Source organism: Pseudonocardia alaniniphila (assembly GCF_022524485.1).
Classification (GTDB): domain Bacteria; phylum Actinomycetota; class Actinomycetes; order Mycobacteriales; family Pseudonocardiaceae; genus Pseudonocardia; species Pseudonocardia alaniniphila.
This window is the reverse complement of record NZ_JAKXMK010000021.1, coordinates 1-21,132: the sequence shown is the minus strand read 5'-3', so window position 1 is coordinate 21,132 and position 21,132 is coordinate 1. Positions and strand designations below refer to the sequence as shown.

The 21,132-nt window shown below is 71.9% G+C and carries 19 protein-coding genes; 13 read left to right on the top strand and 6 right to left on the bottom strand.

The window, feature by feature from the left end; genetic code table 11:
* Window position 1: 1 nt before the first annotated feature.
* The 3 genes from MMF94_RS23915 to MMF94_RS23905 all read right to left on the bottom strand — a co-directional run bounded on the left by MMF94_RS23915 (window position 2) and on the right by MMF94_RS23905 (window position 3,718).
* Window positions 2-1,315, bottom strand: coding sequence for a glycosyltransferase family 4 protein (locus MMF94_RS23915; RefSeq protein WP_241039401.1), 1,314 nt, complete (start codon window positions 1,313-1,315; stop codon window positions 2-4).
* Window positions 1,312-2,244 (bottom strand): alpha/beta fold hydrolase, encoded by a 933-nt coding sequence (locus tag MMF94_RS23910; protein WP_241039400.1) that lies wholly within the window; start codon window positions 2,242-2,244, stop codon window positions 1,312-1,314. The genes MMF94_RS23915 and MMF94_RS23910 overlap by 4 nt, the downstream gene beginning before the upstream one ends.
* A 103-nt stretch (window positions 2,245-2,347) precedes the next feature.
* Entirely contained in the window at window positions 2,348-3,718 is a 1,371-nt protein-coding gene (locus tag MMF94_RS23905; RefSeq protein WP_241039399.1) for an FAD-binding oxidoreductase, read from the bottom strand.
* 157 nt (window positions 3,719-3,875) lie between these two features.
* On the opposite strand from MMF94_RS23905, the gene MMF94_RS23900 reads away from it, so the two are divergent.
* From MMF94_RS23900 to MMF94_RS23890, 3 genes are all read left to right on the top strand, one after another.
* Window positions 3,876-4,574: a winged helix-turn-helix transcriptional regulator gene (locus tag MMF94_RS23900; RefSeq protein ID WP_241039398.1), complete on the top strand. Its 699-nt coding sequence runs from the start codon at window positions 3,876-3,878 to the stop codon at window positions 4,572-4,574.
* Between the two features lie 277 nt (window positions 4,575-4,851).
* Window positions 4,852-8,397 carry a DNA polymerase III subunit alpha gene (gene dnaE / locus MMF94_RS23895; protein WP_241039397.1) on the top strand — a complete coding sequence of 1,182 codons (3,546 nt, stop codon included), beginning with the start codon at window positions 4,852-4,854 and terminating at the stop codon, window positions 8,395-8,397.
* Between the two features lie 91 nt (window positions 8,398-8,488).
* Window positions 8,489-8,821: a GYD domain-containing protein gene (locus MMF94_RS23890; RefSeq protein ID WP_241039396.1), complete on the top strand. Its 333-nt coding sequence runs from the start codon at window positions 8,489-8,491 to the stop codon at window positions 8,819-8,821.
* 5 nt (window positions 8,822-8,826) lie between these two features.
* Here the strand turns inward: MMF94_RS23890 and MMF94_RS23885 are convergent, their stop codons facing one another.
* Window positions 8,827-9,690, bottom strand: coding sequence for a PaaX family transcriptional regulator (locus MMF94_RS23885; protein WP_241039395.1), 864 nt, complete (start codon window positions 9,688-9,690; stop codon window positions 8,827-8,829).
* A 54-nt stretch (window positions 9,691-9,744) separates the two neighbouring features.
* Here MMF94_RS23885 and MMF94_RS23880 point away from each other — a divergent pair, with 54 nt between their 5' ends.
* The 7 genes from MMF94_RS23880 (at window position 9,745) to MMF94_RS23850 (ending at window position 15,851) form a co-directional block, all read left to right on the top strand.
* A complete protein-coding gene (locus MMF94_RS23880; RefSeq protein ID WP_277398808.1) occupies window positions 9,745-11,028 on the top strand; it encodes an adenosylmethionine--8-amino-7-oxononanoate transaminase in 1,284 nt (427 codons plus the stop codon).
* Window positions 11,029-11,106: 78 nt separating this feature from the next.
* Window positions 11,107-12,114 (top strand): GNAT family N-acetyltransferase, encoded by a 1,008-nt coding sequence (locus tag MMF94_RS23875; RefSeq protein WP_241039394.1) that lies wholly within the window; start codon window positions 11,107-11,109, stop codon window positions 12,112-12,114.
* Between the two features lie 198 nt (window positions 12,115-12,312).
* On the top strand, window positions 12,313-13,353 hold the full coding sequence (locus MMF94_RS23870) for an 8-amino-7-oxononanoate synthase (protein WP_241039393.1): 1,041 nt from the start codon (window positions 12,313-12,315) through the stop codon (window positions 13,351-13,353).
* Entirely contained in the window at window positions 13,350-14,054 is a 705-nt protein-coding gene (gene bioD / locus MMF94_RS23865; protein ID WP_241039392.1) for a dethiobiotin synthase, read from the top strand. The genes MMF94_RS23870 and bioD overlap by 4 nt, the downstream gene beginning before the upstream one ends.
* Window positions 14,033-15,058 carry a biotin synthase BioB gene (bioB, locus tag MMF94_RS23860; protein WP_241039391.1) on the top strand — a complete coding sequence of 342 codons (1,026 nt, stop codon included), beginning with the start codon at window positions 14,033-14,035 and terminating at the stop codon, window positions 15,056-15,058. The genes bioD and bioB overlap by 22 nt, the downstream gene beginning before the upstream one ends.
* Window positions 15,055-15,279 carry a biotin synthase auxiliary protein BsaP gene (gene bsaP / locus MMF94_RS23855; RefSeq protein ID WP_379660354.1) on the top strand — a complete coding sequence of 75 codons (225 nt, stop codon included), beginning with the start codon at window positions 15,055-15,057 and terminating at the stop codon, window positions 15,277-15,279. Before bioB ends, bsaP begins: the two co-directional genes overlap by 4 nt.
* 80 nt (window positions 15,280-15,359) lie before the next feature.
* Window positions 15,360-15,851, top strand: coding sequence for a type II toxin-antitoxin system PemK/MazF family toxin (locus MMF94_RS23850; RefSeq protein ID WP_241039390.1), 492 nt, complete (start codon window positions 15,360-15,362; stop codon window positions 15,849-15,851).
* 38 nt (window positions 15,852-15,889) lie between these two features.
* Here the strand turns inward: MMF94_RS23850 and MMF94_RS23845 are convergent, their stop codons facing one another.
* On the bottom strand, window positions 15,890-16,567 hold the full coding sequence (locus MMF94_RS23845; RefSeq protein WP_241039389.1) for an LON peptidase substrate-binding domain-containing protein: 678 nt from the start codon (window positions 16,565-16,567) through the stop codon (window positions 15,890-15,892).
* Window positions 16,568-16,571: 4 nt separating this feature from the next.
* Window positions 16,572-17,270 (bottom strand): NUDIX hydrolase, encoded by a 699-nt coding sequence (locus tag MMF94_RS23840; protein ID WP_241039388.1) that lies wholly within the window; start codon window positions 17,268-17,270, stop codon window positions 16,572-16,574.
* Window positions 17,271-17,435: 165 nt separating this feature from the next.
* On the opposite strand from MMF94_RS23840, the gene nadA reads away from it, so the two are divergent.
* From nadA to nadC, 3 genes are read left to right on the top strand one after another with little or no spacing between them, the layout of a single operon-like run.
* A complete protein-coding gene (nadA, locus tag MMF94_RS23835; RefSeq protein ID WP_241039387.1) occupies window positions 17,436-18,443 on the top strand; it encodes a quinolinate synthase NadA in 1,008 nt (335 codons plus the stop codon).
* Window positions 18,440-20,053 carry an L-aspartate oxidase gene (locus MMF94_RS23830; RefSeq protein WP_241039386.1) on the top strand — a complete coding sequence of 538 codons (1,614 nt, stop codon included), beginning with the start codon at window positions 18,440-18,442 and terminating at the stop codon, window positions 20,051-20,053. Before nadA ends, MMF94_RS23830 begins: the two co-directional genes overlap by 4 nt.
* Entirely contained in the window at window positions 20,050-20,940 is an 891-nt protein-coding gene (gene nadC / locus MMF94_RS23825; protein ID WP_241039385.1) for a carboxylating nicotinate-nucleotide diphosphorylase, read from the top strand. The genes MMF94_RS23830 and nadC overlap by 4 nt, the downstream gene beginning before the upstream one ends.
* Window positions 20,941-21,132: the final 192 nt, after the last annotated feature.

The window sequence follows — 21,132 nt, the reverse complement described above, 5'->3', positions numbered from 1 at the left end:
GTCAGCGGGCGCGGGCGGCCGCAACGCGTTCCAGCAGGGCGAGCAGCACCCGTGCCGAGTTCTCCCAGCTGAAGCGGCGGCCCTGCGCCCGCGCGGCCGCGGAGCGTTCCTCCCAGACCCCGGGCTCGTCGAGCTCGCGGACGGCACGGACGAAACCGGCCACATCGCCAGGGGCGACGTAGGCTGCGGCGTCCCCGCCCACCTCCCGGAACACCGGGATGTCGGTGACCACGAGTGGCGTGCCCAGCGCCATCGCCTCCACCAGCGGGATGCCGAACCCCTCGTCCCGCGACGCCGAGACCAGCGCCGTTGCCCCGCGCAGCACGTCGCGATAGGTCTCGTCGCTCGCGCCGTCGTGGAACACCAGACGGCCGCCCGGCGCCAGCGCGGTGAGCCGGGCCCGTTCGTCGGGGGTGATCCGGCTCATCAGGTGCAGCTCGTGGCCGGGCAGTGCCGGCATCGCGCTCGCGAGCGTCCCGACGTCTTTGTAGGGCATGAACGAGCCCATGTAGACGAGCGCGCCGGTGCGCGGTGCCCGTGGGAGCCCGGGGCCGGGGTCGGGCGCGTTCGGGACGACGGTCACCGGCCGCCGGGTGAGCCGGCGCTCGGCGACCTGTGACGCGGTGGCCGCCGAGACCGTGACCACCGCGTCGGCCCGGTTGAGCAGCACCCGCTGCGGCCACCACGCGAGGTGGTAGAGCCGCCACAGCAGCCGGATCGGGGCGGCGAACTGCGGGGGCGGTGCCGGGTGGCGGTAGTAGATGAGGTCGTGCACGGTGAGGACGAGGCCGTAGTCGCGGCCCCAGCTCCCCATCGTCTGCATCGGGGAGAACACCACGTCCGGCTGCAGGCGCCGGACGTGCCGGGCCACCAGCGGCTCGCCGATCGCGGTCGGGCTGCCGATCAGGTGCCAGGGCAGGTCGGAGGGCAGGTGCGCGAGCTGGCGCCGGTCGCTCACCAGCAGCTCGATGGTGTCGCCCGTGCCCTCGGTGCCCACACGAGCTGTGCCGCGCCCGGTGCCGTTGTGGGTTCCGCCTGCGCTCCGCTCGGTGTTGGTGGACTCTCCGCCTGCGCTCCGCTCGGTGCCGATGCGAGCTCCGCCTGCGCTCCGCTCGGTGTTGATGCGAGCTCCGCCTGCGCTCCGCTCGGTGTTGATGCGAGCTCCGCCTGCGCTCCGCTCGGTGTTGATGCGAGCTCCGCCTGCGCTCCGCTCGGCGTGCAGCCGCGCCAGCGCACCCACCAACCCCGCGGTGTACCGGCTGATGCCGTCGTGCCGGTCGATACGGACGTAGCGGCAGTCGATGAGGATCCTCATGTCACCGGCAGGGCGGTCAGGAACTCCGACATCGCCGCCGCGACCGCGTCCGGAGTCTCGTAGTGGGCGAGATGGCCGGTGCCGGGCACCATCGCCAGCCGTGCCTCCGGGAACCGTCCCACCAGCGCGCGCTGGGCCGCCGGGGGCGCGATGTCGTCACGCTCGGCGGCCACCAGCAACGTCGGGGCGGTGACGGCGCCGGCGAACTCGCCGACGTCGTGGCCCACCGATGCGTGGAAGGCCTCGAGCAGCGTGCGGCGATCGGCGAACGTGCTGAAGTACCGGTCGTGCTCGGCGTGGATCCAGCGCCGCAGGTCGCGGTCGCCCGTGGTGGCCATGGCGACACTCGCCACCCGCGTCATCACGGGGTGGCGCAGCAGCGCGGTGCCCACATGCTCGGGCAGCGCGGCGGCGAGGTGGTGGTAGAGCACCGCCAGCCGCGTGACCACCACCCGCGGACCCGCCAGCGCGGAAGCCGCGATCGGGTTCACGAGGACCAGGCCACGCACCGGCGGCGCCGGCTCCGTCTCGTCCGATGCCGGTGGCTGCGAACGGGCGAGCGCGGCGGTGGCCACGATCGAGCCGAAGGAGTGGCCGGCGAGCACGGCGTCCCCTGCCGGTGCGACGGCGGCGAGGAGGTCGCGCGCCCATGCGGCGTAGCCCCCGACGTCGTGAGGGTCGTCCGGCAGCGGAGGTGACTGGCCGAACCCCGGCAGGTCCGGCACCACGACGCGAGCGTCCGGAAGGTGCGCGACGATCGGCTCCAGCCCGTGGTGGTCGCCGCGCAGGCCGTGCAGGAACACGATCCGGTGCGCCGCGTCGTCGGCGCCGTAGATCCACAATCGAGTGCGGCCACCACGCAGCGCCACCTCGTCCTCTCGCACGGGCACGCGCGCGATCACCGAGGCATACGGGGAGGTCTCGCTCATCGCGGAAAGTCTATGAGGTCGATTCCGCATGACGTCGCGAGCTACCGGTTGCAGATCACGGCAAAGGCGAACGCGGGTGTGCGGCCGCCCGGGGCCATCTCACTCAACCGGGGTGGATGTTCTTGTTGTGGTGGAAGGCGTTGTCGGGGTCGTACTTGGCCTTGACGTCGGCGAGTCGCCGGTAGGTGTGATCGCCGTATGCCTCTCGGATGCGGCTGGTGCCGTCGTCGGAATCAAGGAAGTTCACGTAGACGCTGCCTGCCCGGTGCGGTTGGAGGGCCTGGAGGAACCGCCGCGCCCACGCGGTCTCGGCGGCGGCATGCTCGCCGGACTCGTCAGGGAGCCACACGGCGTCGATGATGATGTTGTGCGCCACGCCGCGGCCGGCGTAGGCGGTGGCGTCGAGAGGGACACGGGCGACGGCGCCACCCATGTGGAACATCGCCGAGTACGACCGCGGTGAGCCCGCGGCGTAGGCATGATCGGCGATGACGGCGACGGTGTCGTCGGAGAGACCGGCGAGGTCCGTGGCCTTCCAGTAGTAGTGCCAGCCGTGGCGGACGGTGTCGTCCAAACCGCCCTGGAAGGCGGCGTACGTCGTGGGTGCGAGCAGGTCTACGAGCGGCGTCCCGAACTCTCGGAGGGCCCGCACCGCACGCTCGCCGTCCTCGACGGCACCGGCGTGGCAGCAGGCGACGGCGATGGCCGGTCGCCAGTGCAGGTCCTCGGGGACGACCGGCAGCGGGGGAACGGTGCCGAGCCTGACCACGCTGCCGAGCTCGTCGGGCGCGTCGGCGACGAAGTCCCGGTAGAAGCGCAGCACGTCGGTGGTGTCGTCGGCCGCCCAGAAGACGGGTCCGGCCATCACGGTCGGGCCGACGGGGTGCAGGGCGAACAGGAACGAGCTGACGACGCCGAAGTTGCCGCCGCCGCCTCGCAGCGCCCAGAACAGATCGGGGTGTTCGTCGGCGGACGCCCGCACGATGCCGCCCTCGGCGGTGACCACCTCGGCGGCCAGCAGGTTGTCGACGGTGAGCCCATGTGCGCGCATGAGGAAACCGATGCCGCCGCCGAGGGTGAGCCCGGCGACGCCGGTGTGGCCCACGATGCCGCCGGTGGTGGCCAGACCGTGGCTCTGTGTCTCGTGGTCGACGTCGCCCCACAGTGCACCGCCTTGCACCCGCGCCGTGCGGCCGGTCGGGTCGACCCACACGGCCCGCATCGCCGAGAGGTCGACGACGATCCCGCCGTCGCACACCGCGGTGCCGGCCACGTTGTGCCCCCCGCCCCGTACGGCTATCTCCAGATCGTGGTCGCGGGCGAAGCGCACGGCCGCGGCCACGTCGGACGTGCCGCTGCATCGGGCGATCAGCCGGGGGCGCCGGTCGACGGCGCCGTTCCACACGGCTCGGGCAGCGTCGTAGCCGGCGTGGTCAGCGGTGATCAGCCGGCCCCGGAACCCGTCGATCTCCATGGCGGACCTCCTCGCTCAGGTCGCCGACGTTCTCGGTGGCCGATGTCGTCATCGGCTCTTCCGCTGTCGAACGGCTCCATCGCAGCACCGCGGAACACCGGCGTGAAGTCAGGAATCTGGACTTCACGCCCGAGCGAAGGGGCGCGACACTGGCTTCGTGCGGACGTACGGCCAGTACTGCCCGATCGCCCGTGGCGCCGAGATCTTCGCCGAGCGTTGGACGCCGCTGATCATCCGCAACCTGTACCTGGGCTGCGGAAGCTTCGGTGAGATTCTGGAGGGCGCCCCCGGGCTCTCCCGCACGCTGCTCTCGCAGCGGCTCAAGCATCTCGAACGGCTCGGCATCGTCGAGTCGGCACGCAAGACCGACGGGCGCGGGCGCCACTACGAGCTCACACCCGCGGGTCACGACCTCTTCACGGTCTGCAGGTCGCTCGGCGAGTGGGGCGCCCACTGGCTCGAGATCGCCCCCGAGCACCTCGACCCCTTCGTGGCGCTGTGGTCGATGTGCAACATGCTCCGCCGAGACCGGCTCCCGGCGCGACGCGTCGTCATCCGCTTCGACTTCACGGGCCGCCGGCGCCCCGAGCGGTACTGGCTGCTGATCGAGCACGGCGACACCGAGATCTGCAAGACCTACCCGGGCCTCGACGAGGACCTCTACGTCACGTCGGAAGCCGAAGCCTTCGTCAGATGGCACGCCGGCCAGCTCGCCTGGGCCGAAGCCATCCGCGACCGTCGCATCCGACTCCACGGCCCCTCGTGGCTGGTACGAGCCTTCCCCACCTGGAACGCCCGCAGCGCCTTCGCCCACATCAAGCCGCCCTCCCGGACCACGGCGAGCCTGGCAGGCTGACCTCTCCTCAGCGCCGCACCCTCCACACGCCGCGTGTGCCGTGGCGGCTCGGGGTGTGGTCGCCGGGTGCTCTGCGTGCCCGTCGACACGCCGATCGGTGAGGTGAGCAGCCCGTTCGGCAGAAGGTCGCCCGCGTGCAGAGGACTGTCGGGCCCCAGGATTAGCCTGGGGGCTCCCAAGCGGCTCGTGGCCGGTGCCGTCCCCCAGGGCGCACCCGGCGGCCGCATCGATCGAGCGCAGCCCGGCGGGCCGCGCCGGAAGGGAGCTCTTCACCCCGATGGCCAGCCCGAGCAGCGGCGACAGCTTCGTCCACCTCCACAACCACACCGAGTTCTCCATGCTCGACGGTGCGGCACGACTGGACGACCTGTTCACAGAAGCCGCGCGCATGGGTATGCCCGCCATCGCGATGACCGACCACGGCAACGTCTACGGTGCCTACGAGTTCTGGCGCAAGGCCAAGGCCCACGGGATCAAGCCGATCATCGGCATGGAGGGCTACCTGTCGCCCGGCAGCCGCCACGAGCGCAAGCGCGCCACCCTGGGCGGGCAGACGGTCAGCGACGACAACCCGGGTGAGATGTACACCCACATGACGCTGCTGGCGGAGAACACCGAGGGGATGCACAACCTCTTCCGGCTCTCCAGCCTCGCGTCGCTCGAGGGCTACTACTACAAGCCCCGCATGGACCGCGAGCTGCTGGAGACCTACGGCAAGGGGATCATCGCCACCACGGGCTGCCCGTCCGGGGAGGTCCAGCGGCTGTTGCAGCAGGACCGCTTCGAGGACGCCTGCCAGGCGGCGAGCGACTACCGCGACATCTTCGGCAAGGACAACTTCTTCTGCGAGCTGCTTGACCACGGCATCGCGATCGAGCGCCAGGTCCGCGACGCGCTCTACGACCTCAAGAAGAAGCTCGATCTCCCGGGCCTGGCCACCAACGACCTGCACTACACCTACGCCGAGGACGCCAAGTCGCACGAGGTGCTGCTCTGCGTGCAGACCGGCAAGACGCTCGCCGACCCCGGCCGCTTCAAGTTCGACGCGTCCGACTTCTACCTCAAGTCGCCTGCCGAGATGCGTGCTCAGTGGGATCCGGTGTTCCCCGAGGCCTGCGACAACACGCTGCTCGTGGCCGAGCGGGTCGACGTCGGCTTCACCGAGGGCCAGGACCTCATGCCCCGCGCGCCCGTCCCCGACGGGGAGACGGAGGAGAGCTGGCTGATCAAGGAGGTCGAGCGCGGCCTGCACATGCGCTTCCCGGGCGGGGTCACCGAGCGCTACCGCAAGCAGGCCGACTACGAGGTCGGGATCATCATCCAGATGGGGTTCCCCGGCTACTTCCTGGTGGTCGCCGACCTCATCCAGCACGCCAAGTCCGTCGGCATCCGGTGCGGCCCCGGCCGTGGCTCCGCGGCGGGGTCGCTGGTGGCCTACGTGCTGGGCATCACCGACCTCGACCCGATCCAGCACAAGCTGATCTTCGAGCGCTTCCTCAACCCCGAGCGCATCTCGATGCCCGACATCGACATGGACTTCGACGAGCGCAGGCGCGGCGAGATGATCCGCTACACCACCGAGAAGTACGGTGAGGATCGCATCGCGCAGATCATCACCTACTCCACGATCAAGGCGAAGGCCGCGATCAAGGACTCGGCACGGGTGCTCTTCGGTCAGCCCGGCTACGCGGTGGCCGATCGCATCTCCAAGGCGATGCCCCCGGCGATCATGGGCAAGGACATCCCGCTCTCGGGCGTGTTCGACCCCGCGCACAAGCGCTACTCCGAGGCCACCGAGGTGCGCGCGCTCTACGAGAGCGACCCACAGGTCAAGGAGATCATCGACACCGCCCGCGGGCTCGAGGGCCTCAAGCGGCAGTGGGGCGTTCACGCGGCCGGCGTGATCATGTCGAGCAAGCCGCTGATCGACGTCATCCCGATCCAGCGCCGCGACTCCGACGGCGCCATCATCACGCAGTTCGACATGGGCGCCTGCGAGACGCTCGGGCTGCTGAAGATGGACTTCCTCGGCCTGCGCAACCTCACGATCATCGATGACGCGCTGGAGAACATCGAGCGGAACGGCAAGCCGAAGCTCGAGATCGAGAGCGTCCCGCTCGACAACCCCACGACGTACGACCTGCTGGCCCGCGGCGACACGCTCGGCGTCTTCCAGCTCGACGGCGGCCCGATGCGCGACCTGCTGCGCCGCATGGCCCCCACCGAGTTCGACGACATCTCGGCCGTCGGCGCGCTGTACCGGCCCGGCCCGATGGGCGCCAACGCGCACAACGACTACGCCGACCGCAAGAACAAGCGTCAAGAGGTCACGCCGATCCACCCGGAGCTGGCGGAGCCCCTCAAGGACATCCTCGGCGAGACCTACGGCCTGATCGTGTACCAGGAGCAGGTCATGGCCATCGCGCAGAAGCTCGCCGGCTACACGCTCGGCAAGGCCGACCTGCTGCGCCGCGCGATGGGCAAGAAGAAGAAGGAGATCCTCGACAAGGAGTACGCCGGCTTCGCCCAGGGCATGAAGGACCACGGCTACTCCGAGAACGCCGTCAAGACGCTCTGGGACATCCTGCTGCCGTTCTCCGACTACGCGTTCAACCGCGCCCACTCCGCGGCGTACGGCGTGGTCTCGTACTGGACCGCCTACCTCAAGGCCAACTACCCGGCCGAGTACATGGCCGCCGTGCTCACCTCCGTCCGTGACGACAAGGACAAGGCGGCGGTCTACCTCGCCGAGTGCCGCCGGATGGGCATCACGGTGCTGGCGCCCGACGTCAACGACTCGGTGCGCAACTTCGCGCCGGTCGGCGACGACATCAGGTTCGGCCTCGGCGGCATCCGCAACGTGGGTGTCAACGTCGTCGACGCGATCGTCGCAGCACGCAAGGAGAAGGGCGCGTTCACCGACTTCTCCGACTTCCTGCGCAAGGTCGACGCGGTGGTCTGCAACAAGAAGGTCATCGAGTCGCTGATCAAGGCGGGCGCGTTCGACTCGCTCGGCCACCCGCGCAAGGGCCTGCTGCTCGTGCACGCGGATGCGATCGACGCCGTGATGAGCACCAAGAAGGCCGCGTCCATGGGCCAGTTCGACCTGTTCGGCTCGATGGACGGCTCGGGCCCGTCGGAGCTCGACGCCGTGTTCGACGTCAAGGTGCCCACCGACGAGTGGGACCCCAAGCACAAGCTGGCCGTCGAACGGGAGATGCTCGGGCTCTACGTGTCGGGCCACCCGCTCCACGGCGTCGAGCAGGTGCTCACCGCCAAGTCCGACATGGCGATCTCCACCATTCTCGAGGGCACCGTCCCCGACGGCCACCAGGTCACCATCGGCGGCATCCTCGCCAACGTGAACCGCCGGGTGAACAAGAACGGCGAGCCGTGGGCGTCGGCGCAGCTGGAGGACCTCGCCGGTGGCATCGAGGTGCTGTTCTTCCCGCGCTGTTACCAGGTGGTCGGGGTCGACGTGGCCGAGGACGCCATCGTTCTGGTCAAGGCGAGGGTCAACCGGCGCGACGACCGTGTCTCGCTGATCGTCAACGATCTCGCGATGCCCGACCTCACCCAGGCGGGCGGCGGCGCGGGGGCTCCGGTGAAGGTCAGCATGCGCACCGAGCTGGTCACGCCGCAGCGGGTATCGCGGCTCAAGGACGTGCTGAGCAACCACCCGGGCACTTCCGAGGTGCACCTGTCGCTGGTCAACGGCACCCGCACCACCGTGCTCCGCCTCGACGACGCACTGAAGGTCACCCATTCGCCGTCGCTGATGGGTGATCTGAAGGCGCTGCTCGGCCCCGGCTGCCTGGGCTGACGGGGCGGGGCAGCGCGGCGTCCGGTTAGCGGCTGACACCACCGGACGCCGGTGGTGCACTGGGCTGGCCATCTCTTCCGGAAGGGTCGTCATGGCCGCCTACGTGCTGTTCTTCAGCTACACCCCGCAGGCCTGGGAGCGCATGATGATCAAGCCCGGCGACCGGGCCGCGGCGGCACGGGCGATGATCGAGAGCGCGGGCGGCACTCTCGAGTCCCTCTACTTCATGCTCGGAGACCGGGACGGGTTCGCCGTGGTCCACGTACCGGGCAACGAGGACGTCGCGGCCCTGTCCATCGCCATCCTCAGCAGCGGCGCCTTCTCGCACGTCGAGACCCGCGCACTGGTGGCGCCTCAGGATCTCGCCGGAGTTCTGGAGCGGGCGGCTGCGGCCCGCGGGGCCTACGCGCCGCCGGGGGAGTAGATCGGTCAGCCTGCGGTGGTGACCAGATGGTGCCAGTGCTCCTGGGCCTGTCGGTCCCACTGCGTGTGCAGCGTGTCGAACAGCTCGGCCGCGCGCGACCCGGCCCAGCCGGCGGGCAGCAGCTCACCGGGGAGCTTGGGATCCAGGAACGGAAAGCGCCGCCAGGCGTGCACGAGGTGGATCTGGTGGGCGAGCACGTCGGCCGGGTCGACCGGCGCGGCGTCGGTGAACGTGTCGAGGAACTCCTCGTACGCGGCCTCCACCGCCGTGAGGTTCCAGGCCTGCTCGACGACCTGACGCTCGGCGCCGATCGCCCCGAACGGGCCGACGAACGAGCTGCTGACCGCGGTCAGCTCGAGGTCGGCGATCACGTCGGCCACCTCGTTCTGCTTCGAGGGATCTGGGGTGAGCCACACCCCGGGCGCGGGAGACCCGAGCCCGGCCCAGGCCAGGCGGGTGCGCAGCCGGTGCCGGAGCTGACGGCGGGCCTCGGGCACGCTGACGAGCAGCACCATCCACCGCCCGTCCCAGGAGTGCTCCGCGGACCCGAACCCGTAGATGCGGGCTGCGCCGTCGGAGAGAAGTCTCCGGCCCTGCTCGCTGAGACCCCATCGCACGCGGCGCCCGGCGCGGTCCGAGACGAGCAGCCCTTCCGCCGCGGTGCGGGCGAGCGCCTGCCTGGCCGACTTGGACTCGACCCCGAGACTGCCGAGCACGTCGATGAGCACCTGGGTCCACACCGTCTCGTCGCGCGGGAGCACGAACTCGCCGAGGACAGTGAGCAGGAGAGAACGTGCGCTCGTGGCGCCGAGCTCGCGGCGGCGCGACAGCGCCGGATGTGCGCTCACAGTCTCGGCGGCGGTGGACATGACCAGCCACCTTATCCCGAACCACCCAAGGACCTCGGCATAGGCTGCCTCGTCGTGACGACGACCGACGAGCTCATTGCTGCCGACCGCGCGCACGTGTGGCACCCCTACGCGCCGATGCCGGCGACCGTGGCGCCGATCGTGGTCCAGTCGGCCTCCGGGGTCCACTTGAGACTCGCCGACGGCCGGGAGCTCGTCGACGGCATGTCGTCGTGGTGGGCGGCGATCCACGGCTACGCCCACCCGGTGCTCGACGCCGCGGTGCGCGACCAGCTCGGCACGATGAGCCACGTGATGTTCGGGGGGCTCACGCACGGGCCCGCCGTGGACCTCGCACGGCTCCTGGTCGACAACACCCCCGCCGGTCTGGAGCACGTCTTCCTCACCGACTCGGGCTCGGTGTCGGTGGAGGTCGCGATCAAGATGTGCCTGCAGTACTGGCGGTCGCGCGGGCGCCCGGAGAAGCACCGGCTGATGACGTGGCGTGGTGGCTACCACGGCGACACGTTCGGCGCGATGAGCGTCTGCGACCCCGACGGTGGCATGCACTCGCTGTGGCGTGACGTCCTGCCGCAGCAGGTGTTCGCCGGGGTGCCACCCACCGCGTTCGAACAGGAGTACGTCGCCGAGCTGGCAGGCCTCGTCGAGCGGCACGCCCACGAGCTGGCCGCCGTGATCGTGGAACCGGTGGTGCAGGGAGCGGGCGGCATGCGCTTCCACGACCCCCGCTACCTGCACGTGCTGCGCGAGCTGTGCCTCACCCACGACGTGCTGCTGGTGTTCGACGAGATCGCCACCGGGTTCGGCCGCACCGGCGAGCTCTTCGCCGCCGACCACGCCGGCGTCGCGCCCGATCTGATGTGCGTCGGCAAGGCCCTGACCGGCGGCTATCTGTCGATGGCGGCCGCGCTGTGCACCGGCGAGGTCGCCCGCGGGATCTCCGAGGGCGAGGCAGGCGTGCTCATGCACGGCCCGACGTTCATGGGCAACCCGCTCGCGGCGGCGGTGGCGGCGGCCTCGACGCGGCTGCTGCTGGCCGGCGACTGGCGCGCCCGGGTGCGCGGGATCGAGACGGCACTGCGCACCGCCCTCGCCCCGGCGCGGGATCTGCCCGGGGTCGTGGACGTGCGGGTGCTCGGCGCAGTCGGCGTGGTGCAGATCGACCGGCCGGTGGACATGGTCGCGGCGACGGCGGCTGCCGTGGAGGCCGGGGTGTGGCTACGACCCTTCCGCGATCTCGTCTACACGATGCCGCCGTACATCTGCGAGCCGGCGGACCTGGAGGCGATCGGAGCCGCGGTGCTGGCCGCAGCCACCGCCACCCCGCACCGAACCTGACGCACCCCGCGAGCGCGGGCCGTCCAGAACGCCGGAAATAGTGCGCGATGGGCGGTTTCGATCCTCTACGGTCGCGGCGTGACCGTAGCTGTCCTCCCGCCGGAGCTCAGGTCGCAACTGCGCCTGCGTCCGATGCGTCACGACGATTCCGCGCGCTGGGCGGTGCTGCTGGCCGCTGTTGAGGAGGTCGACCGCCGCGACGAGCACTACGACGCCGACGACCTCACCGAGGAGCTCGCCGATCCGGATCTCGACCTCGGGCGCGACACGCTCATCGTGCTCGACCGGTCCGCCGGGGACGAGGGCGTGGCCGTTGCCTACCAGGTGCTGCGGCTGCGCAGCGGAGGCGCCGAAGGTGCCTTCGTGGCCACGGACGCCGCCGTGCACCCCGCGTACCGACGCCGCGGCATCGGCGCCGCACTCCTGGCCGTGGCGCGCGACAGGGCCCGTGAGCTCGACGCCGCGCTGTTCATGCGGGTGCCCGAGACCAATGCGGGGGCCGTCGCCCTGGCCGAGCGGACCGGGATGGCGCCCGTCCGATGGTGGTCGGAGCTCGAGCGCGACCTGGCCGAACCGATCACGCCCACTCTCGTACCGGCCGGACTGACGGTCGCGTCGCTCGGCCCGCCCTACGACGCGGAGCGCTGGGACGAGCCGCTGCGTGCAGCGCACAACAGCGCCTTCGCCGACCACTGGGGTTCCGTGCCGGTGAGCCGGCAGGCCTGGGTGCACTGGCGCACCGGGAGCAAGTCCTTCCGGCCGGGCTGCTCGGCGGTCGCCACGACGGCCGACGGTGATGTCGCCGGGTACGTGCTCAGCTACGAGTACGTCGCCGACACCGAGCGCACCGGGCAGCGTGACCTGTACATCTCGACCGTCGGCACCGTCGCCGCCCATCGGGGACGAGGGGCGGCGGCTGCCCTGCTCGCGCACGTGCTGCACGCGGCCACGGGCCTCGGTTACGACACCTCGTCGCTCACCGTCGACGCCCAGAACCCCACCGGTGCCCTCGGCGTCTACGAACGGGCGGGATACCGCCTGCACCGCCGCGAGATCACCTTCGCCACCCCCTCCTCACGCTCCTGACGCAGCCCGCCCGTCGCACCGTGGCCCCGGTGCGACGGGCTTGCCGTGTGAGCCTCGCTCGGTGCGGGTCGTTTACGGTGGGTGCCCGTGGCCCCCTCCCCGCCCTCGCACCCGTTGGCCTGGCTCGAACCGCATGCCGCGCGGAGACGGGAAGCCGGGCTCCGACGTCAACTGCACCCCAGAGGTGCCGCGGACCCCATGCTCGACCTCGCGGGCAACGACTACCTGGGCCTCACCGGCGACCCACGCGTGATCGCAGGAGGGGTCGATGCCCTGCAGACGTGGGGCGCGGGCTCGACGGGTTCCCGTCTGGTCACCGGCACCACCGCACTCCACGACGAGTTGGAGCGCGAGCTCGCCGGCTTCTGCGGCGCCGAGTCCGGGCTGGTGTTCTCCTCCGGGTACGCGGCCAACCTCGGCGTGCTGACGGCGCTGACGGGTCCGGGCACGGTGATCGTCTCCGACGCCGCGAACCACGCCTCGCTCGTGGACGCGTGCCGGCTCTCACGAGCCCGGGTCGAGGTCGTGCCGCACGACGATCCGGCCGTCGTCGACGCCGTGCTCGCCGCTCGCGAGGAGCCGCGGGCGCTCGTGGTCACCGAGAGCGTCAACAGCGTCGACGGCGGGCTCGCCCCGCTCCGCGAGCTGCACGCCGTGTGCCGTGAGCGGGGCGCGCTGCTCGTGGTCGACGAGGCGCACGGGCTGGGCGTGGTCGGCCCGGGTGGCCGCGGCCTGCTCGCGCAGGTCGGGCTGGCGGGGGCCGACGACGTGGTCGTCACGGTGACCCTGTCCAAGGCGCTCGGCAGCCAAGGAGGAGCTGTGCTCGGGCCTGCCGCCGTCACGGCGCATCTCGTGGACACGGCTCGGTCGTTCATCTTCGACACGGGGTTGGCGCCGGCGCCGGTCGGCGCGGCGCTCGCGGCCCTGCGGGTGCTGCAGGCCGAACCCGGCCGCCCGTCGGCCGTGCTGCGTGCCGCCGCGGAGCTGGCCGACGCGGCCGGGGTGCCCGCACCCGCCTCGGCCGTGGTGTCGGTCGTGCTGGGCGACCCGGCGCGGGCGGTCGACGCCGCCAGGGCGTGTGCCGAGCGTGGCATCCGGGTCGGCTGCTTCCGGCCGCCGTCGGTCCCGGAGGGCACGAGCCGGCTGCGGCTGACGGCGAGGGCGACGCTGACGGACGCCGACATCGCCCTCGTCCGCAGGGTCCTTGCCGAGGTGCTCGCACCCGCGGCGGCACGATGACCGGCGAGATCCTGGTTGTCACCGGCACGGGAACGGGCGTCGGGAAGACGATCGTCACCGCGGCGGTCGCCGCCCTCGCATGTGCCCGGGGACAACGTGTGGCCGTGCTGAAGCCCGCGCAGACCGGGGTCGAGGCGGGCGAACCCGGCGACGTCGCCGACGTGGCCCGGCTCGTCCCCGGCATCACCACATGCGAGCTGGCCCGTTTCCCCGAGCCGCTCGCGCCTGCCACCGCGGCCCGCCGCGCCGGGCTGGCCCCTGTCACGCCGGTCGAGGCCGCTGACGCGGCACGGAAGCTGGCCACGGACCACGACCTCGTGCTCGTCGAGGGTGCGGGCGGGCTGCTGGTGAGGTTCACCGACGAGGGGGGCACCCTCGCCGACGCCGCCGTGGCGCTCGATGCTCCCGTGCTGGTCGTGGCCACCGTGGAGCTCGGCACGCTCAACCACACCGAGCTCACCGTCGAGGCGCTCCGTGCGCGGGGCCTGATCTGTGCTGGTGTCGTTGTCGGCGCCTGGCCCGCCACCGTCCACCTCGCGGCTATGTGCAACCTCACCGACCTGCCCGCCGTCACCGGTGTGCCGCTGGTCGGGGCACTGCCCGACGGTGCAGGCGCGTTGCCGCCCGGGGAGTTCGTGGCGGTCGCACGTCACGGCCTGGGCAGCGCCCTGGGCGGCGAATGGCAGACTCCAGAACCGTGACGACGATCGAGACCGACATCCTGGCCACGGCGCGCAGGCAGGTGCTCGAAGAGGGCATGGGCCTGACCGAGGCGCAGGTCCTCGAGGTGCTGCGGTTGCCCGACGATGCGCTCGACGAGCTCCTCGAGCTGGCGCACCAGGTGCGGATGCGGTGGTGCGGCCCCGAGGTCGAGGTCGAGGGCATCATCTCGCTCAAGACCGGCGGATGCCCCGAGGACTGCCACTTCTGCTCCCAGTCCGGTTTGTTCGACTCCCCGGTCCGTTCGGCCTGGCTGGACGTCCCGTCTCTGGTCGAGGCGGCCAAGCAGACGGCGAAGACGGGTGCCACCGAGTTCTGCATCGTCGCCGCGGTCCGCGGTCCGGATGCGCGGCTGATGGCGCAGGTGGCGGCGGGCATCGCGGCGATCAAGGACGCGATCGACATCAACATCGCCTGCTCGCTGGGCATGCTCACCCCCGAGCAGGTCGACGAGCTCGCCGCGATGGGCGTCCACCGCTACAACCACAACCTCGAGACGGCACGCTCGCACTTCCCCAACGTCGTCACCACGCACACGTGGGAGGAGCGCTGGGAGACGCTGCGACTCGTGCGGGACGCCGGCATGGAGGTGTGCTGCGGCGGGATCCTCGGGATGGGGGAGAGCCTCGAACAGCGGGCCGAGTTCGCCGCGCAGCTCGCGTCGCTCACACCGGACGAGGTGCCGCTCAACTTCCTGAACCCGCGTCCCGGCACCCCGTTCGGCGACCTCGAGCCGATGGCCGGACCGGATGCGCTGCGCACCGTGGCCGCGTTCCGGCTGGCGTTGCCGCGCACGGTTCTGCGCTTCGCCGGTGGGCGTGAGATCACCCTCGGCGACCTGGGCGCGCGCAAGGGCCTGCTCGGCGGGATCAACGCCGTGATCGTCGGCAACTACCTCACCACGCTCGGCCGCCCGGCGGAGTCCGACATCGACCTGCTCGGCGAGCTGCAGATGCCGATCAAGGCCCTGAACGAGACGCTGTGAGCGCGCCGCGGTTCTGCGACCAGTGCGGCGTGCCGGCCGACGAGGGCGAGCACCCGCGCTGCGCCGCCCGTCGGGAGCTCGAACCGCCGCGGTTCTGCCCCGACTGCGCACGGCGCATGGTGGTGCAGGTGACGCCCACGAGCTGGACGGCGCGGTGCAGCCGCCACGGCGAACGGCACAGCGCCGATCAGCGCCGCGACGCTGATCATCTGCACGCCTGAGGCCGAGTCGCAAGACACCAGCAACCGGTTCGTGATCATGAGGAATGGTGGGTCACAGGTACGTCCAGCATGCTGTGGCCATGTCGAACTGGAGCGGAGTCCTGCGGCAGGCCACGAAAATCGGTCTGGACCTGCTGTCGTCGCGCAAGCAGGAGCCGGCTGCTCCTCCGAGAGTGCCAGCCCGCAGTGCGTCGTCCCTGGACCGGGCGCGCACGATCATCTACTCGCCCGACCCCGACGGAACCGCGGATCCCGGTGAGATCGTCTGGGCGTGGGTTCCGTTCGAGGAGAACGACGGGCGGGGCAAGGACCGGCCGATCCTGGTCGTCGGGCGCCAGGGCGGCGAGCTCGTCGGGCTGATGTTGTCGAGCCAGCTCGACCACGCGGGCGAGTGGGACTGGATCTCCATCGGGTCGGGCCCGTGGGATCGCCAGGGCCGGGAGTCGTTCGTCCGGCTCGACCGGGTGCTCGAGGTCGGGGAGCACGACATCCGGCGTGAGGGCGCTGTGCTGGACCGGCACCGCTTCGAACGGGTCGCCGGGGAGCTGCGCACGCGCTTCGGTTGGCGCTGACCGTGTGACTCGCGGGCCGGGGAGAGCGGCTCGCGGGGTCAGTTGATGCTGGTCTCCACCGCGTAGGTGGTGATCGGGGCGGGGACGGCGCGCAGCTGGCTCAGCAGGCCGGTCTCGCGGGCGAGGAGCGCGCGCACCATGCGTAGCCGCTCGATCGGGGAGGTCTGCTCGAGCAGGCGCTGGCGGTCGCCGATCGGGAGCAGGCAGTCGGCCGCGAGAAGGTGCGGCAGGGTCTGCGGCTCCTGGTCGTCGGCGGGCTCGGACCAGTCGCCTGCCTTCCACGCGGTGGCGCAGTAGCGGCGGTGGGCCGCGCGGGCCGCGGCGGTGAGCATCTGCGTCATCCCGTCGGCGGAGGGCGCCTCGGTGTCGGGCAGGAACTCCACCGACCCCATCAGGTAGGGCTTCGACTCGTCGTCGAGATCGAGCAGCCGGAACCGCCGCGCCCCGCGGGTGACGATGTCGAAGCGGCCGTCGGGCAGCCTGCGGACGTCACGCAACTCCGCCGTGCAGCCGACGGTGTGCAGTCCGGCGATGCCGTCGTCGTCGGGTGCCCACCCCTCACGGACGGCGACGACCCCGAACTCCTTGTCCGGCACCGCGCCGGTGACGAGATCGACGGTGAGCTGCCGATAGCGCGGTTCGAAGATGTGCAGCGGCAGCGAGGCTCCGGGCATCAGCACCGTGCCCAGCGGGAACAGCGGGAGCGTCTCAGCCACCCAACTACGGTACGGCGCCGCGCAGTTGCTCGCTCGGCGGCCGCAGCACCGCGAACGCATCGGTCACATGAAGTACTCGATCGGTGAACCGGAAGAGCGCCGCGGGCCGTCCGCCGGCCGGTCCGGGGGGTGCGACCTCGCCTGTCGGCTCCAGCAGCCGGCGCCGGGTGAGCACCCGTTGCAGGTTGGTCGCGGACACCGGATGACCGAGCGCGGCCACGTAGAGCCCGCGTAGCGCGGAGATCGTGAACTCCCGCGGGGCGAGCGCGAACCCGAGGTTCGTGTAGGACAGCTTGGCTCGCAGCCGGTCGTGGGCGGCCTCGACGATGGCGGCGTGGTCGAACGCCGTGCGGGGTAGCGCGCTGAGGGCGTGCCATGCGGTGTCGGCGGGGACCTCGGGGTCGGAGTCGGACGGGACGAGCCCGAGGAACGCGGTGGCGATCAGTCGCGAGCCGGGGACGCGGTCGGGGTTGCTGAAGACCGAGATCTGTTCGACGTGGGTCACCTCGCGGACGTCGACCTTCTCCGCGAGCTGGCGTCGTACCGATCGCTCGACGTCCTCGTCGTCCCCGAGCCGGCCGCCGGGGAGTGCCCAGCGGCCCTCGTCCGGCGGGCGCGCCCGCTGCCAGGCGAGTACCTGCAGCGAGCCCTCGCGGATCTGCAGCACCGCCGCCAGCACCTCGTGCTCAGTGGGGCGGGCCATGCGCGGATGGTAGGCGCGGCAGGGGCGGTTACCGAGCGGGACACGTGAACTACGGGTTGCGTCGCGATGAGTTCCCGGTCACGAGAGCGGTGTGGCGGGCTGAACGCGCTGCTACGATCGACCCCGTTTACGACTCATAGTCGAAAACGGGAGAAGGAGGACATCGTGACCCTCACCGAGGTCGCCACCCCCTCGACCGGGGCGCCGCCGGTCGACTCGGACTGGGCGGACGAGGTCCGTGAGCTCGCCCGCCGCCGCGATGCCGTGCTGCTGGCGCACAACTATCAGCTGCCGGCCATCCAGGACATCGCCGATCACACGGGCGACTCGCTGGCGCTCTCGCGCATCGCGGCGGAGTCCGACGCATCGACGATCGTCTTCTGCGGCGTCCACTTCATGGCCGAGACCGCGAAGATCCTCGCTCCCGACAAGACCGTCCTGATCCCCGACGCCGCCGCCGGGTGCTCCCTCGCCGACTCCATCTCGGCCGACGAGCTGCGCGCGTGGAAGGCCGAGCACCCGGGCGCGGTGGTCGTCTCCTACGTCAACACCACCGCGGCGGTGAAGGCCGAGACCGACGTGTGCTGCACGTCGTCGAACGCGGTCGAGGTCGTGGAGTCGATCCCGGCCGACCGCGAGGTGCTGTTCCTGCCCGACCAGTTCCTCGGCGCCCACGTCCGGCGCGTCACGGGGCGGGAGAACATGCACGTGTGGGCCGGGGAGTGCCACGTGCACGCCGGGATCAACGGCTCCGTGCTCACCGCCCAGGTCGAGGCGAACCCCGACGCCGAGCTGTTCGTCCATCCCGAGTGCGGCTGCGCGACGTCGGCGCTCTACCTCGCAGGCACGGGCACGGTGCCCGAGGAGCGGGTGAAGATCCTCTCCACCGGCGGCATGCTCGACGCCGCCCGCGCCAGCTCGGCGAAGAGCGTGCTGGTGGCCACCGAGGTGGGCATGCTCCACCAGCTGCGCCGCGCGGCGCCGGAGATCGACTTCCGCGCCGTCAACGACCGCGCCTCCTGCCGGTTCATGAAGATGATCACTCCGGACAAGCTGCTCCGGTCGTTGCGCGACGGCACCGACGAGGTGCACGTCGATCCCGAGCTCGCCGCCCGTGGGCGCGCGGCCGTCCAGCGCATGATCGAGATCGGTCAGCCCGGGAGTGCGGAATGAGTGAGGTCTGGGAGGCTGCGGCCGACCTCGTCGTCGTCGGGTCCGGTGTCGCCGGGCTCACCGCCGCGCTGGACGCCGCCGAGCTCGGGCTCCGCGTCGTCGTCGTCACGAAGGACGCCCCCGACGCCGGGTCGACGCGCTGGGCGCAGGGTGGGATCGCGGTCGTGCTCGGTGACGTGTCCGGAGACAGCGTCGATGCACACATCGTCGACACCCTCACTGCCGGCGGCGGGCTCTCCGAGGCCCTCGCCGTGCGGGAGATCGTCAGTGCGGGGCCGTCGGCGGTCGCGCGGCTGCGTGCCCGGGGGGCGGTCTTCGACGCCGGTGGCGACGGCAGGCTCGCCCGCGGCCGGGAGGGCGGCCACTCCGCGTTCCGGGTGATCCACGCCGGCGGCGACGCCACGGGCGCGGAGATCGAGCGGGCCCTGGTGGCCGCGGTCCAGGACCGGCAGCTGCCGATGCTCGCCGGGCACGTCGCCACGGACGTGCTGCGGGCCGAGTCCGGCGAGGTCGCGGGCCTCGGCGTGCTGGACGACGCGGGGCGGCCCGGCGTGCTCCATGCGCCTGCGGTGCTGCTGGCCACCGGCGGGTACGGGCAGCTCTACGCGAGCAGCACCAACCCGGCCACGGCCACGGGCGACGGTGTCGCGCTCGCCCTGCGGGCCGGTGCCACTGTGGCGGACCTGGAGTTCGTCCAGTTCCATCCCACCGCCCTCTGTCCGGTCGCCGCGCCCGGCACCGGGCGGCGGACGCGGGCGGTCGGGCGTCTTCCGCTGGTGACCGAGGCCGTGCGCGGGGAGGGCGCCGTGCTGCTCGACCGCGCCGGGCGGCGGTTCATGACGGGCGTGCATCCCCTTGCCGACCTCGCCCCGCGCGACGTCGTGGCCGCGGCGATAACCCGCACACTCGCCGACACCGGCGCCGAGCACGTCCACCTCGACGCCACGGCCGTCCCGCAGTTCGCCGTGCGCTTCCCCACGGTCTTCGCGGCGTGCCGAGCGGTGGGCGTCGACCCCGTCCGGGAGCCGATCCCCGTCACGCCCGCCGCCCACTATGCGTGCGGCGGGGTGGTCACCGACCTGCACGGGCGCACCGCCGTGCCCGGGCTGTACGCCGCGGGCGAGGTGGCTCGCACCGGCCTGCACGGGGCCAACCGGCTGGCGTCCAACAGCCTGCTGGAGGGACTCGTGATCGGTGAGCGCGCCGCGCGCGCCGTGGCCGCCGACCGGCAGGTGCCGCGGGCCATGGGCGTCGTCCTCCCGGAGCCGGCGCCTGCCGTGGCGATCGCGCCGCGTTCGATCGTGCAGCACGCGATGACGGTGGCGGCGGGGATCGGGCGTGACGCGGCTGGGCTCGCCTCGGCGTCGGACGCCGTGGAGGCGGCCATCGCGCTGCGGGTGCCGACCGACAGGACGGCCGTCGAGGACGCCGCACTGACCCTCCTCGCGCAGGCCGTGCTCGCCGCGGCCGGGCACCGCAGGGAGACCCGGGGATGTCACGTGCGCACCGACTTCCCGGAGCGGGACGACGTCTGGCAGCGGTCGAGCCTGGTGATCGGACTCGACGGCGCGGGACGACCGACAGTGCAGGAGATGGCGGTGGCGGCATGACCTCGGTGACGATCGGACCTGATCTGGACGATCTGCAGCGCGTCGTCGAGACCGCGCTGGGGGAGGACCTGCGTTACGGCCCTGACGCGACCACGGCGGCCACCGTCCCGGCCGATGCCGTGGCCGTCGCGGCGTTCACCGCGCGGCAGCCGGGCGTGCTCGCCGGTGTTCCCGCCGTGCTGGCCGTCCTCGACGCCGTGCTGGGCGAGAACGGGCTGGGCAGGGACGGGTCGGCCGGTGGCTTCGAGGTGCTCGACGCGCGGTCCGACGGCGACCGGTTCGCGGCGGGCGACGTCGCTCTTACGGTGCGGGCGCCGGTGCGCGGCCTGCTCACCGCGGAGCGCACGGCCCTCAACCTGCTGTGTCACCTCTCGGGCGTGGCGACGGCGACGGCGGCGTGGGTGGACGCCGTGGCCGGCACGGCTGCCCGCATCCGCGACACCCGCAAGACCATGCCCGGGCTGCGGCTGCTGGAGAAGTACGCCGTGCGCTGCGGGGGCGGGGTGAACCACCGCCTCGGCCTCGGCGACGCGGTGCTGATCAAGGACAACCACGTGGCCGCTGCCGGCTCGGTCGGCGCTGCGCTCGCCGCGGCCCGGTCCCGGGCACCCGGGCTGCCGTGCGAGGTGGAGGTCGACACGCTCGAACAGCTCGACGAGGTGCTCGCACTCGATGCCGAACTGGTGCTGCTGGACAACTTCTCCGTGGACCGGACGCGGGAGGCCGCGCGCCGGCGCGGTGACCGGCCGACGCAGCTCGAGTCGTCCGGCGGGCTCGTGCTCGCGAACGCCCGTGACTACGCGGAGACCGGTGTCGACTATCTCTCCGTGGGGGCCCTGACGCATTCGGTCACGGCGCTCGATATCGGTCTCGACCTGCGATCCTGACCCGGAGATCCGTGGGTCGAGGGCACGTGCGACGGTGGTCACACCGGGCAAACAGGGCCCGGCATCGGGTATGCCTCCCTGGTCCGATTACCCCGTTGCCCCCGTACCCTGGGACCCATGCTCCGCCGACTCGACCTGCGCGCCGCGCCCCTACCCCGCACCGCCGATCTGCGTGGGCTGTTGCCACGTGCC